Source organism: Rhodocyclaceae bacterium, assembly GCA_020248265.1.
Classification (GTDB): Bacteria; Pseudomonadota; Gammaproteobacteria; order Burkholderiales; family CAIKXV01; genus CAIKXV01.
In genome coordinates, this window is sequence record JADCHX010000020.1 from 1 (window position 1) to 15785 (window position 15785).

Genomic DNA, 15785 nt, shown 5'->3' on the forward strand with positions numbered 1-15785 from the left:
AGGAGAGCATGTTCGCCATCGGCGACTACGCCGTGGCGCCCCGGGGCGAGACGCCGGAACAGGCGAAGGCCCGCCGCGACGGCGGCCGCTTCACGCTGGCCGAGGCCCGCGACGAGCGCATGCGGGCGCGGGACCTCGTCAAGCAGGGCATCAACCCCGCGCACGAACGCCAGCGCGCCCGCCTGCGCCGCGACCAGGACGGCGCCACCACCTTCGAGTCGGTGACCCGCGAGTGGCTGGCCATGAAAGACTGGGAGGAGATCACCAAGGCGCGCCGCCTCAACATGCTGCAGCGGGTGGTGTTCGGCAAGATCGGGACGCTGCCAGTCAAGCAGATCACGCCCATGCATATCCTGGACGTGCTCACCACCGCCGCCCGCAAGAACGGGCCGAGCGTCGCGGCCGAGGCCAAGCGCAGCATGGCCGGGGTGTTCGAACTGGCCATGGCCACGCTGCGGGTGGACCGCGACCCGGTCTATCCGGTGCGCCGCGCCCTGCCGCCCAACAAGACCCAGCACAAGCGGGCGCTGGAGCCGGACGAGATCGGCCGCCTGCTGCGCGACATGACGGGCCACGGCGGCCGGCACGAGACGCTGGCGGCCTTCCGGCTGATGTGGCTCACGCTGTGCCGCCCGAGCGAGGCGGTGGAGGCACGCTGGGCCGAGTTCGACCTCGATGCGGCGCTCTGGCGCATCGCAGCCGAGCGCATGAAGCAGCGCAAGGCCCATGCGGTGCCGTTGCCCCGGCAGGCGGTCGAGATGCTGCGGGCGCTGCACGGCATCACCGGCCACCATCAGCACCTGTTCCCCGGGCGCGATGACCGCAGCAAGCCGATGGCGATCGCCTCGTTCCGGCAGGCGCTGCATGTGCTGGGCTGGAGCGGCCAGTACAGCCCGCATGCCACCCGCACCACCGGAAGCACCCGGCTCAACGAGATGGGCTACCGGCCCGACTGGATCGAGCGCCAGCTCGCGCATGTGGAGCCCAACGCGGTGCGACGCACTTACAACCACGCCGAGTATATCGCCGACCGCGCGGTGATGATGCAGCGCTGGGCAGATCTGCTGGATGAGTGGGAGGAGGCGGTTCGGGAAGGCGGCGGCATACCTTCCTTTGCCCAACACAAGGACGCGCGAGCGAGTTCACACCTTGCGAAAATAGAACTATCATTCGCGTTTGTAAGAATTGAGTCCATGTGTGTGAAAGGGGACGATACGGACGGCAAGGTCGCGCACCATCTCGAAACCGGAATCGCCACCCCTTCACCGTTCAACAGCGTTCGGGACACTGCCAGCCGGGATTGTTTAGTCCGAACGGACCGATTGATCGTGCGCGTGCTGTTGAAGGATCGACTTGTTGTGTGTGATTACCCTGATGCATGAGTGAGGAGAAGCATGTCGGTTTTCACCTAGGGGGAGAAGTTGGACACAGCAAAGTTGGCACTCGGGTCGCGACTGTATGTCGGGGCCCGTCGGCGGTGGGATGGTAGCCTCGGTTATTTTCTCGGCACCGTAATCTTCGCGTTGGCGCCCTGCGCGCAGGCGCAGGCGCAGGCGCAGGCTATCCGACCGGACGGGCGCACAGCCACGACAGTATCCACCACCGGATCGGTCAGCGACGTGCGCACGGCGACCGTTACCAATGGCAACGCCTTCAACTCGTTTCAGAGTTTCAGCGTGCCGGCCGCCACGACAGCCAATCTGCATGTTCCGACCGGGGCGACGAACCTGATCAACATCGTGCGCGATCAGCGCACGTCGGTCGACGGTATTCTCAACGCGATGAAGGACGGCCGCATCGGCGGCAACGTCTGGTTCGCGAACCCGCACGGCTTCGTGGTGGGCAATGGGGGCGTGGTCAACGTGGGAAGCCTCACGTTGGCTACGCCGACTCAGCAGTTCGTCGATGCTTTCTTCTCTGCGCCAGGTACGCCCGACGAGAGCGCGGTCAGCCGGCTGCTGAGCGGGACTGCACCGCGCAGCGGCACCGGCGCGATCGACATCCGGGGCACGATCAACGCGATCGACGGGATCAATCTATCGGCCGGGACGATTCGCGTCGGCGGCACGCTGTTTGCGGGTGCGAGGTTTCTCGGCGACGTGCCGGCGCTTGGGCAGGTGGTCAACGTCAACGGTCTGGAATCCGCCGGCAACGTCATTGCGCAGGGCGGGCGCATCCGTATCGTTGCCGACGGGGACGTGACCATTGCCGGCACGGTAGCCGCGCCCGGCGCGCCCGCGGTTGCCGGAGGCGACATTCGTGTGCAGGCCGGCGGCAACGTCGACCTGCGACCCGGTGCGCTGGTGAGCGTGCGCGGCAACGGGGAGAACTCGCCCGGCGGGAACGTGTACATTTTCGGCGACAATCGATCCACGTTCGCTGCGGGCGCCGTGATCGACGCCAGTGCGGGTGCGAGCGGCAACGGCGGAGCGATCGAACTGAGCGCGCGCAACACGGTTGCGCTGGATGGCGGCCAGTTCCGCGCCAGCGCCACCGCTGGCGAGGCAGGTTCGGTACTGATTGATCCTCAGACGGTGACGATTACGGCGAACGTCACGCCCAACGACGGTGCCGCGTACAGCGTCGTCGCGGACGACTCGATCACCGTTGCGCCCAACGTGATCATCTCGACCCGGCGCATCTCGGCCGACGATCAGACGGCCGCAGGCTCGACCCCCGGGCTGTTCGATACCGCGGCTTCGGTCGGCGGTTCGGGTTCGATCACGTTCACCGCGCCGAACATCACGCTCGGCGCAGGCGCGAGGCTCCTCGCCCACACGACCGGCACCTTCAGCGCTGGCGACATCAGCCTTGTCGCGACACGCTCGGACCAGATGGCCGGGTTTCGCACGGTGGAGGCCGGTACGAGGATCGACATCGCCGGCGCGACGCTGAAGGGGCGCAACATCAGCGCGACCGCCACTGCACTCGCCGGCTACGACTGGGGCGGCGACCCGGATGCCATCGCGGTGCGGGCAGCTACCGACGCGATACTCGGCACCTTCGGTTTCGCGGCCACCGGCGTCAACGTCGGCGTGGCGATCGCCAAGGGCAGCGCCGAGGTGCTTGTCGGCAATGGTTCGACCCTGGTTGCCCAGGGCAGCGGGGGCACGCGCGGCAGCGTGGTGCTCGCCGCCAACACCACCGCCAGGGCCGAGCACATGAAGGTCGGCCTCGATATCTTGACCGGCTGGGCCGTCGGCGGCAGGGTGTTCAACGCCGGGTTCGTCTACGGCGAGGTTGGTGCAACCGCGACGGTGAACGTGGCGGCAGGCGCCAGCATCACGGCCGGAAGCCTGAACCTGAAGGCGGTGAACAACGCAACCACGGATCTCACGGTCATCGGCATTTCGAAGGACACGACGCTCAACGCGGCAGGCGTCGTGAACAGGGCGAGAGTGGAGTCCTCTGCCGCCATCGCGGCCGGCGCGGCCATCGACGTGAACCAGAACGTATCGGTCATTGCGCACAACCAGAACCGGTTCGGCGCAAGCGCGACATCGATGGCGCTCAACCTGGGCAAGGTGGGCATCGCGGTCAACTACACCGAACTCGACACGCGCGCGACGGCATCGAGCGGCGCCAATCTGACCTCTTCCGGGCTCGCCAACGTCCGGATCGAGGCACTCGACGACACGGTGAAGAACAAGTCGAGCGCAAGCACTGCGGCGGGCTCCTCGGCTCTGGCCAGCATGCTCGTCGTGCCGCTGCTCGAACTGTCTGAGGCCGGTCTCAACAAGCTTCTCGGCAAGCCCGCTGCCGGCCCGCAGCAACTCGATTCCGCGGCTGGCGGCGGCACGCCCAAGCTCGGCGCGGCCGTGACCTACGCCGACAACACCCACGCCGCCACCGCCTTCATCGGCGCCGGGGCACAGGTGACTGCCACGCAGGACGTTGTCGTCGCGGCGAAAGTGAACGACCAGCGTATCCGCACCCACGCGACCGCGTCGATCGACGGCAAGAAGGACGATCCGCTGAACCCGGGCATCTCGCTCGGGCTGGGCGGGGCGGTTGCTGTGGGTCTGTTCCGCCACGACGCCGACGCTTACGTCGGAGACAACGCGCGGGTGACGGCCCGGAACATCGGTGTGGTCTCCGACTTCAGCAGCCCCTACGAGGTGACATGGGCGAAGTGGGAGGGTATCAGCACCATCTTCAGCAAGCTCAACTCGAACCTCGGCATCGGCGATGGCCTGCTCTCGGGCTGGTCGAATGCCGCTGCCGGCGGATGCACCGGCACCTGTCTGGCGGGTTCGGTCACCTGGCTCGACTACACGAACACGAGCACGGCGCGCATCGGGCGCGGTGCCGAACTCAGGAACTCGCCCGGGGGCAGCGGCGCGTGGTCGGCCACCCTCCTGGGCGACAGTTCGGCCTTCGTCGGCACCAACGGCACGACCATCCCCGATACACGCAGCCAGTCCTTCGCCTCGCCGTTTCACGTCCTGGCGCGATCAGACTCGCAGGGTGTCTATGTCGCCGGGAACATGTCGCTGCTGTTGAATGGCGCAGGCGGCGAGCCCGGTTCGACTGCAGTCGGTGGTGCGTACAACCAGTTCAGCTCCAGCACGACGACGCGAGCGTGGATCGCCGAGGGCGCCGTCGTCGCGCCGGCTCCAGACGGCGGCCCGGCGGTGAACGTCACGGTCCAGGCCGATTCGCGCACGCAGGTGACCTCGGTCGCGCCCTCGGCCGGTCGCGGCGCGAGCTATGGCGGCAGCGTCATCTTCTCTCAGGCCACGGTCGACGACCGCACCGAAGCTTCGATCGACGACGAGGCGCGGGTCACCGGCGCGCGGGTCGACATCAAGGCCGGTAACGACGCCATCGTCTGGTCGCTCGCCGGCGCGATCAACAGCGCGGATAGCGCGGGCGTGGGTGCAGGCATCGCCTTCAGCAAGGTGACCACCGACACGCGGGCGGCGATCAGGGACAACGACGCCCTCAATGCCGGCGGTTCCCAGCACACGCTTGCCACGGGTCGCGTATCGGCTACGAGTCTGGCAATCGACGCGCGCACCGACGGACGCATCGAATCGATCGCGGTGGCCGGGGCCGCCGCCACCTCCGACGCCAACCCGAACCCGGGCGATCCCCCGGGTCTGCTCGATCAGGCGAAGTCAGGACTGTTCGGTCTTCTCGCCAAGGTCCCCGTCCTCGGTGACAAGTTCGGCGCAAGCACCCCGGCGGCCGGCCCGCCGCCTTCCTCGCCCTTCGGAATCGCGATCGCCGGCAGTTCGGCCGTCAACCGCGTCGAACTCGGTACGCGCGCCTACGTCGATGGCGGCACGGTGGAAATGAACTCCACCGGCGCGACCAGCCTCGTGCTGCGCGCGGTCAACGATACCGACATCACCGCAGCCGCCGGCTCGGCAGCGCTGGTGCGGGCCAACAACCCGAGTTCGTCCTTCAGCGCCGGCGTGGCGGGCAGCGTTGCGGTCAACCTGATCGGCAACACCACCGAGGCCTACCTCAAGAGCGCTACGGTGACCAATGCCGAGGACGTAACGGTCAACGCCCTCACCGGAGGCGAGCAACTGTCCGTTGCGATTGCCGCAACGGTCAACGCTTCTTCCGAGCAAACGCGTGCCGGTAGTTTCGCCGGCTCTGTGTCGGTGAGCGAGGCCGCCAACACCACGTCCGCGAGGGTCGAATCGACCACCTTGACTGGCCGCGCCACCGGCAGCGGGCGCGACGCGAGCATCGTGGCCTACGACCGGATCTACCTCGGCACCGGTGGCGGTTCGCTGATAGCCGGGGGCAAGGCCGGGCTCGGCGCCGCAGTCACCTTCAGCAAGATCGCCAATACCACCGAAGCGGCGGTGGACGCCGCCACGATCACGCAGTACGACACGATGCGTGTGCAGGCCCTCACGGCGGGCAGGATCGGCGCCGGCGCCGGCATGGGTGGTGGCAGCTGGGCGGACAACGGCGTGTCGCTGGGCGGCGCCTTCGTGGTCAGCCAGATCGACAACACGGTGAAGTCCGAGATCCGCAACGGCGCATCGGTCACGGCAGGCAGCCTCGTGGAAGTCCTCGCCGCGGACACTACCGGCAACGCGTCGCTCGATGCATTGATCGATTCGAGGGACGGCGGCAACGCGAATTCGGTCAGCCTCGACTACAACGGCACGACCCTCGGCCAGTCGGCGGGTGCCGGCAGTTCGATCATCTCGGTGGCCGGGGTGCTGCAGGTCAGCAGCGGCGGCAACGCGGGGATGTCGTTCGCCTACAACCGGATTACCAACGACTTCGGCGCCCGCCTGCTGGGATCGAACGTGTCGGCCGGGACGTCCGGTACGGTCAATGTGCTCGCGCAGTCTAGCGCGTCGATGATGGGTCTGGCGGTGGGTCTGGGCGTCTCGACCAGCCGATTCGCCGGCTCCGGTTCACTGACGCTGAACGAGATCGAGAACACGGTGATCGCGGAGATCGCTTCGCCGTCGTCCTCCAGTCTCATCACCGCCTCGGCGCTGACGGTCAAGGCCGAGGACAGGTCGCGCAGCTTCTCTCTGGCCGGTAACGTCTCCCTGTCCGGTGGCAACGCCGCGATCGGTGCAGCGGTTGGCGTGAGTTCGATCGAGAACACCGTACGCGCGACGGTGGACGGCGTGGTGATCGACGCGCGGGCGACGACCGACGTGCGCGCGAAGAGCGATGCGAACATCAGGACCTATGCGGCGTCGGTGGCGGCAGCCACGGGTTCCGGGGCTTCGCTGAGCGGTTCGGCCGCGTCATCGACGATCAGTAACACCACCGAGGCGTCGATCCGCAACGCGAGTGCGGACGACCTCACCAACGCTGTCAAGGTCTCGGCCGAGGACACCTCGAGCATCAGGTCGCTTGCAGGTGGGGTGGCGGTACAACTCGGCTCGGGAGGTGCCGTCGGCGCGGCAGTCGCAGTCAACACGATCGGCAACAGCACGCAGGCCTATGTCTCCGGCAGCCCGTCGGGGACACGCTACGCCGTGAAGGACCTGCAGGTCGCGGCCACTTCGGCCAACGCCGTGGACACCATCGCAGTCGGCGTGGGCGGCGGCGTCAACGTCGGCGTGGGCGGTTCGGTGGCGGTCAACAAGACGGGCGGCAACACCTCTGCCTTCATCAGCGGCGGCGCGGACGTCGAGGCGGAGAACAACGTCGGCGTGATCGCGCAGTCCGACGATGCGGTGCAGGTACTCGCAGGCGCAGGCGGCATCGGACTGACAGCGGCGGGTGTGGGCGCCTCGGTCACGGTGAACCGGCTCGACGGCACGACCGAAGCCTATGTCAGCGGGGCGAGCACGAAGGTGTCGGCGCGGGGCAAGGACCTCGGCAGCACGATGACGATCGCGAGCGGGCGGCTCACCGCGCCGGTTGACCTCGGTTCTGCGCTCAGCCTGGCGACCTACGATCCTGCCAACTACGTGCTCTCGAACAGGCGCGAGACGCTGCAGGTCTCCGGTCTGGCGGTCAATGCGAGCGCCAGCCACTCGGTGGCCACTCAGGCAAAAAACATCGCCGGGGGAACCTTTGCCGGAGTCGCTGGCACGACCGCGGTGAATCTCATCGGTGGCTCGACCACCGCCTACATCAGCGCGGCGCGAATCAACGGCGGCGTCAACAGCACGGCGGGTGCGGGCCAGTCGGTCGTCGTCAGTGCAAGCGATCACGCGTACGGCACGACCTTCATCGGCAGCCTGAGCCTCGGAGCCGCTGGCGTGGGTCTTGCGGTCGACACCAGCATCTTCGATCGCGATACGCGCGCCTACGTCACCGGCAGCACGCTGGATGCGAAGGCCGGGACTGGGATCAACGCGTATTCGACACAGGGCGTGTCGTCGCTGGTGGTCGGTGCGGCGGGCGGCGCCGCGGGCGTCGTCGGCACCGGGTCGGTTGCCAGGTTCACCAGCGAGACTGTTGCCTACGTGAGCGGATCGACGCTGACCACCGGTCTGCTCGGTGTCGTCAGCGACCACGACAGTCGCGTGTTCGTGGCGGGCGGCGCAGCGGGCGCGGGGGGGGCGGGTGTGGCCGGTACGTTCGCGGTCGCAGACGTCAACGGCACGACCCAAGCGTACATCGACGGCAGCACGGTCAACACGAGCGGCGCGGTGAGCGTTCTCGCCGACGACACCACCGAACTGCGTAACTGGGGCATCAGCGGGGCGGCGGGTGGCGCTGCGGGTGTGGCGGGCGCAGTGGTTGTTGCGCTGGTCGACAACACTGTCCGGAGTTACGTGACCGGCTCGACCATCGGCAGCAGCACCAGCCGAGCCGGCAGGCTCGCGATCAACGCGAGGGATACGCTCGACGCCGAGAGCACGGCGGGGGCGGGCGGTATCGGCGTGGCCGGCGCAGGGGCCGGCGCCGGGGTGGCGGTCACCCGTATCGACAACAGCGTCGCGGCCTACCTGGAGAACTCCAGCGCCTACACGAGCGGCGACATCGAGATCAACACGGCGGCGTCGCGCGACATTGCGAGCTTCTCGGTCGCCGTGGGCGCCGGGGGGTCGTCGGGTATCAGCGGCTCGGTGGGACTGATTACGGTCGGCGCGGCGCTCACCGCCGATGCCAACGGCGAACTCGGATCGGGCAGCAGCGGCACGCGGGGCGCGCTGCAGTCTTTCGCCGGCGGCGACCGGTTGGGCAGTGGCAACGTGCGCACCACCGCGGGCACCGATCTGAGCAGCAGCGACGTGACGAGCCTGAACGCGGCAGGCGCGGTGAACACCAACGCCGCGCTGTCGTCCGGAGCCTTCGACAACAGGACTTCGGCGCGGATCGTCGGCGGCGCCAGCCACACGGTCGATGCAGGGGGTAACCTCGTGGTCAGCGCCGTCGAGCGCGACCGGATCGATCTGCAGGCGGGCTCGGTGGCCGTCGGCGGGATCGGCCTCGGCGCCTCGGTGGCGGTGGTGAATGTCACGCACAACGTCGAAGCGCGTATCGACGGTCAGGTCACGGCGCGCGCGGCGACGGGCGGTGCCGGTCGGCTCGAAGTGCTGGCCGAGACCGGGCGCAAGGACGTCGATGCCACGGCGTCAAGAGTGCGTGCATGGCAAGGCAGCGGTGGTCTCCTGGCGGCTGCCGGCGCAGCCGTCGCGACCAACAGCGTGACCAACAACGTCACGGCGGCAATCGGACGCGGCGTGACTGCGAGCGTGCAATCGGGCAGCGGCGATCTGCGGGTGACCGCGGCCGATGCCGCGGACGTCGATGTGCAGGCCCGCGGCTACACCGTGGGTGCGGTCGCCGCCGGCGCGGTGGTGGCCCGGGCGGACAAGGCGGGCACGGTCGCCGCCACGGTGAGCGACACCGCAGCCAGCGGTGCTTCAACCACCATCGATCCAGCCGACGGACAGGCACTGGTGTCCGCGCAGCGCAGCGGGGCAGTCAATGCCTACACGCAGGCTGGCGCGGGTGGCGTCCTCGCCGGCTCGGGCTCGGACGCACAGGCCAGCGACACCGGCGCGGTCCTCTCGTTCATCGGCGGCAATGCCGTCGTGCGCGGTGGGCCGGTGTCGGTGCAGGCTATCGCGGAGCCGCGGGTGACCGCCAACGCCGAGGGCTACGGTGGCGCCCTTTACGCCAACGTCGGGGTGGCGATCGCCCGGGCGACGGCCAGCCCGGTCGTGTCGGCATCGCTCGGCAGCAACGTGGACGTGGACGCATCGCAGGTCGGCGTCAACGCGATCGTGCGCCAGAGCGGCGCGCTGGCGAGTGCCGAATCGCGTGCGGTAGCAGCGGGCGCAGGCGGGCTGGTCGGCGTCAACGCGACCGAGAGCACGGCCGAGAGCAGGGCGATCGTCTCGGCCACCGTCGGCACAGGCACCGACTTCGCGGTCACCGGCAACGTCACCATCGCGGCATCGAATGCGACGCGGCAGTCGGCGACCGCAAGCGGAAACACCGTGTCCGGGCTGGCCGCTGCGGGCGCGACACTGTCCAATGCCCGCTCGGACAGCACCACCACGGCCATCGTGTCCAATGGCGTGACCGGCTTCGCCGACGGTACGCTGGCCGTGACCGCCGCGGGCTCCGACAACACGTATGCCGAGACCTTCTCCGGCAGCGGCGGCGTGGTCGCCGGTGCGGGTGCCACGGCCAACACGCGCAATCTGTCTGCGACGACCGCGACGCTCGGAGGGGGTACCTCGGTTGCAGCGTTGCGCAGCGGCGCGATCGTGCTGAAGGCCGAGCACACCGCGACCTTCAATGGTCAGGTCGACTCGCTCCAGGCTGCAGTCCTGGGCGCTAGCGGCGCGGTTACCCGGCACGACACGGACGCGACGGTCACGGCGCGGATCGCCGACGGCGCGAATCTCGGCACGCAGGCCTTGACCGTGCTCGCCCGCAACCTCACACGCAAGCCGTGGCTCGACGCAGGCGCGTTCAACGCGCGGGCCGGCGCCGGTGGACTGTTGAACGGCGCGGCTGCGGTGTCGTACTCGACCGTGGACAACGTGACGCAGGCGCTGATCGGCGATGGCGCCGCGACCACGGTCAACGTGACCGGAGATCGCAGCAGTCCGGGTGCGTCGAAGGTCGAGGCGATCAACGACGTCGAGTTGCGCGACAAGTCCAAGCTGGACGTCGGCGGGTACATCGCCGTCGCGCGCGCCGAGTCGGAACTGATCAACAACAACAGCGCGACCGTATCGCTTGCCCCGAACGCGCAGCTGATCACCGTGGGCGCCCCTGAACTCGCTGCGCGCACCCGCGCCGACCTCGAATCGAACGCGAGCGCCAGAACCTACGGGCTCGCCGGTGCGGCCGAGGGCAAGTCCAAGGCCTTCATCGGCGCCATCACCCAGGTGCACACCGGTGCCGGCTCGCGCATCCGCGCGGATGGCGACATCAACCTCGCAGCGGGGGAAGACGCAAGCGGCCTGCCTAACGACCTGCGGGCCGTGGCACGCACCGATCTGTTCAACAAGACCGCGCTCCCGATCCCGGCGGTGGCCAGTGCAGCCGATGCCCGGATTGCTCAGAGCAACTCCGTGCGCGTCGATGGCGCGGTCGACTCGGTGGGTGACGTCTACCTCACCGCGACCCGTGGCGGCGCGCTGGCGAGCGGCACGGGTACCGGCAAGGATCTTTATCGGCAGATCGTCGCCGAGATCGGCAGCGCGATCAGCGGCCTGTTCGGCGGCGGCGAGGTATCGCTCGACGTGCGCTTCGGCACCTCGAATGCGAGCACCACGGGCGACACCACCGGGGTGACCGTGAATGGCGTGGTCTCCGCGGGAATCCAGAACAAGCAGAGGCTGGTCATCGGCACCGGAGCGGCGGGGCAGGATGACTCGATCGTCGAGCAGAGCGAGGGGGTGCGGGTCTCGTTCTCGAACGAGAACATCGTCACCAACATGCTGAACGACATCACTCGTCTGACAAGCCTGCGTGCGCAGTATGCGGGGGATCCGGACGCGGTCGCCGCCTACGATGCCGAGATCGGTCGTGTCCGCAACGAACTGGTGCAGCAGGGCTTCGCGACGCCGGACGGGGTGCCGGTCGTCGACATCACGTCGCGATTCATCAACGTCGGCGAGGTCAGGGCGCGCGGTGGTGACGTGAACATCCGGGGCGAGTTCCTCGCCGGCAGCGGGTCGGTGCGTGCGCCCAACGACACCGAGATCTCGATCATCAACCGCGGCGCCAATTCGCTCCGCACCACGAAGCTCACCATCGAGGATCGGGGCGGCAAGGTGAGGTTCAACGATGCCGAACTCGCGACGGCGCCGCCGGGGTTCGGTGGCAGTATCGTGTCGGCGGCGGCCGGTGGCCCCACGCCGGTCATCCGTGTGGAGAACAGCTTCAACCCCTTCATTGCCGACCGGGGCGATCGCGAGCCCGATATCCAGATCACCGGCGATGTCAGCAACAACGGCACCAGCGGTCGCGTCGAGATCGCCAACGCCACGGGCAGCATCCTGGTGCAGGGCGTCGGCGCGAACGCCGCGCCCTCGATCACTGCGAGCACCATCAACGTCTCCGCCGGCAAGAACTTCGTCCAGGCCTACGTGAACGGCTTCTCGCACGTGGGCGGAGACCCGAGGCTCATCTGGGCCGACATCGCCAGCGGGTTCGAGGCGCCCAACATCGGCGGGTTCGCAGCGCCGGGCCCGTTCACGGGAATTTCCAACGCGGGACGGGTCGGCACCGGAAGCATCATTGCCGGCAACAATGTCTTCATCAGCGCGGCGCGACTGAACATCAACGGGACGGTGCAGAGCGGCCTGCCCGACAGGACGATCGAGATCGACGCGAACCGACCCGGCTACCTGTTCGGTCAGCAGCCGATCTACGCGTCGGTGCAGCAGCCCGATCCTTATGCGTACCACAGGTATCTGCGCCAGGTGTATGCGAGCATTGGATACCCGATACCCGGATATCTCGAGAACCTGCCGCCACCACCACCGCCGTTGCAGGTGCTGACCGGTTACACGCCCGCTACCGTCGGCAACCTCGGCCAGTGGCTCGCGTTCAAGAAGCAGGAGTGGGAGTCCAGCGGCCGGCCGGCCAACACGCGCATCGCCATCCCGAACCTGAGTGGCAATATCGCCGCGGTCTACAACCCGGCCACGCAGCGCATCGAGGTGGACAACGTGACGGTGCAGGGCGGCTACATGGAGCTGTTCGGAGCGATCATGAACACCGGTGGCGGCCAGCTCAAGGTGATGGATGGCTTCGGGCGGATCCAGGTCAGCAACACCACCGGCGTGCCGCTCCAGCTCAACGTTCTCGACACTGGCGGCAATGGCATCGAGGGCAAGATCCGCATCACCGACACCAACTATCGCTACCTGATCAACGGCGAGAACCGGCCGGTCACCCACGTGATCACCCGGATCGGCGCGAACATCCAGGAGAACGCCTACGCGGGCGATGTGTGGCTGGCTTCAAACTCGTTGGCCAATGCCCGCAGCGGCGTGAGCTATGCACCGCTCGCCAACCTTCGCTACGTCTGGCAGACCGGTCAGGACTACAGTCTGAAGACGGTGGGCACGGCGTACGAGAACTCCGCCCTCGGCTTCATCCCGAGCGGCAGCGGAAGCTACAACTCCTTCGTGCAGACGCAGCTGAGCGCGGCGACGCTGGATGCCGGCGAGTTCCAGAACGTCGGTGCGCAGGGCAGCCAATACACCTACGGGTTCCAGAACCGCACCACTTCGGAATCCGCAGTCACGCGGAAAGAGTGGAGCGAGTGCATCAGGAGATTTATCGGCTGCTTGGAGACACGCTACTGGGTCGAGGACACGCGGTTCGTCGGCACCAAGCGCATCCACACCCACTCTCTCAGGGCCGACAACGCGATCCCCATCAGCTTCATCGGCTACGACAGCGGTTCGGTCCAGGTCACGAGCAACAGCGACATCATCGTTGCGAACGCCATCACGAATCGTGGCGGTAGCACCATGCTCACCACGACCAGTGGCGCGATCGCAGCCGAGACCACGCGCCCGATCGGCACCGAGTCGGCCAGTCTCGGCGCGACCCGCGGCATCGGCGATGTCAACAATGCGCTCAACCTCGACCTTCGCGGCGGCACGCTGCGCGCGGTCACCGGCATCGGCGACGTAGTGCTGAAGAACGTCAACCCGACCAGCCAGACACGGGTGGATCTGGTCAGCAGCAACTCGGGCAACGTGCGTCTGGAGTCGGGGGGCGACATCGTTGCCGCCGATAACGGGTTGCAGACGCGCGTTGCCGGGCGTCGGGTCGAACTGGTCTCGAACAGCGGCGGTATCGGTGCCGCCGGGCAGGCGCTTGCGGTGCAGACCGAGGCCAGCGCGGGCAACGGCCTGTTTGCGCGGGCGGCCAACAGCATCAGCATCAGCCAGGCAAGCGGCGACCTGATGATCGACAGGGTCGAGTCCGTAACCGGCGACGTGACGCTGATCGCCGCCACCGGCTCGATCATCGACGGCAACGCCGAGGAGCAGCGGGACACGCGGACGGAGTCCGCGCTGACCGGGCTGTGGAACGACATGCTTCTGACCGGGGCCGGCGCCGACCAGGGCTTCGACACACAGGTCGGCGCGATCCGGCGCCAGAAGGAGACCGACTACCGCAGCTACTGGGCGCTGCGCAACGTGCAGCCGGTGCGCGACGGCAACGGGGTGATCACCGGCTACACCGCCGACGCGTACAACCCGGGCTATGCCTACGTGCCGACGGCCTCGGAGGTGGCGACGCTCAGCCCGGCGCAGTTGTCGACCTGGGTGGCGAGTCGCACTGCCGCCTACCACGACACGCACGCCCGCCTGGGCGCAGCCCCCGGGGCGATCAGCACACCGGTCGCAGGCTTGTTTGACGCCAACTACAGCTACGCGCTGACGCAGGCCGAACGGGACAACCTGTCGCAGAACAACAGCTTCAAGTGGACCGAAAACGAACTCAGGCACGCGGTCAGCCGCAGTGTGTTCTTCAAGCAGACCACCGACACCGAGACCCGGATCGAAACGGCGAACGTCAAGGGCCGCAACATCACGCTGACCGCGAACGCCGGGAGCGTCGGCCGCAACAACGGCGAGGAGGTGATCTCGCGCACGGCGAACGTACTCACCTCCGACCAGCGTATCGCCCTCGCTGCAGCCGAGGCCGATGACGTGGCTGTCGAACAGACCGTGATCCGCGTGTTCAAGCGCGACGACCTCGACATCCAGCTGCTCTCGGGCGGCAATCTCACCGTAAACGCGCTGAACAACGTGTTCCTCGGTTCGCAGACCGACATCAACGTGCAAACCGTGAGTGCGGGAGCGGGTATCCGCATCAAGGGCGACGGTAACCTCTACAGCGTCATGACGAGCGGCCCGGCGATCACTCAGACGAGCGGCGCCGGGCAGGCGGTGATCCTGGAATCGGCGAGCGGTGCGATCGGCACGGCGGCCAACCCGATACGGTTGTCGTTGCAGTCGTCCACGCCAGTGAGCGCGCGGTCGGCCTCCGGCGTGTTTCTCGATACCGTCGCTGGCGATCTGAGGGTGGCGGAGATGTTCTCCCTCGGTAATGTGGGTCTGGGTGCTGCCAGGTCGATTCTCGACGCCCGGGGCACGCGGGCGTACGCAATCCAGGCGGCCAACGTTGCGCTCACCCCGCGGGCAGGCAGCATCGGCACGAGCACAGAACCGCTGTATGTGCTGCCCGGCTCGTCCCTCACTGGCACCACGCCGGCAGGGCAGGGCGTCTACCTCACCGTGCCGGGCAATTTCGACGTCGGCGGGCTCGTGTCGGGCGGTGATGCGCGGCTGGAGGCGGCTGGCGGCGACCTGCGGCTCAATTCACTGTCGGTGGCGAGTGGCACGGCGACGCTGGTTGCCAGTGGCTCCATTCTCAATGCTCGCAGCGACAGCGCGGCGGCGATGACTGCGTTGAACGGTAACTTCATCGCGGGCACCGGATCGATCGGCAGCAGTGAGGCACCGCTGGCGGTCAACCTGACCGGCAGCATGACATCGGCCGCGGTGACGCGTACCCGGATCGAGGACACCGCCGGGGCTTTCGCGGTGTCGAGCGCAACCACGACTGCGGGCGATACCGAGCTGCGCGCCCGCGGCGGAGCCCTCACGATCACCAGCGCCAGCGCGCGTGACAACCTCGTCCTGCAGGCGGAGGGCGGGATCAGTGCAACCACGCTCAACACCACGACCGGCAACATCAACGCGACGGCGAGCACCGGCGATGTGTCGCTGGGATGGACGAACGCGGCGGGGGCGGCGACGCTGGTCGCGACGACGGGCAATGTGAAGGTGGACACGGTCAGCGCGGTGGGCGACGTGAACGTGACCGCAGCGCAGTCGATC

Annotated in this window: 2 protein-coding genes; both read left to right on the forward strand. The window is 68.0% G+C overall.

Translation table 11 applies throughout. From position 1 onward, the window contains the following. A partial coding sequence (locus ING98_16895) for a site-specific integrase (GenBank protein MCA3103547.1) occupies window positions 1–1382 on the forward strand: 1382 nt, incomplete at its 5' end. Between the two features lie 237 nt (window positions 1383–1619). Continuing rightward, window positions 1620–15785, forward strand: a 14166-nt coding sequence (locus tag ING98_16900) for a leukotoxin LktA family filamentous adhesin (protein ID MCA3103548.1), incomplete at its 3' end; no start/stop codon positions are given.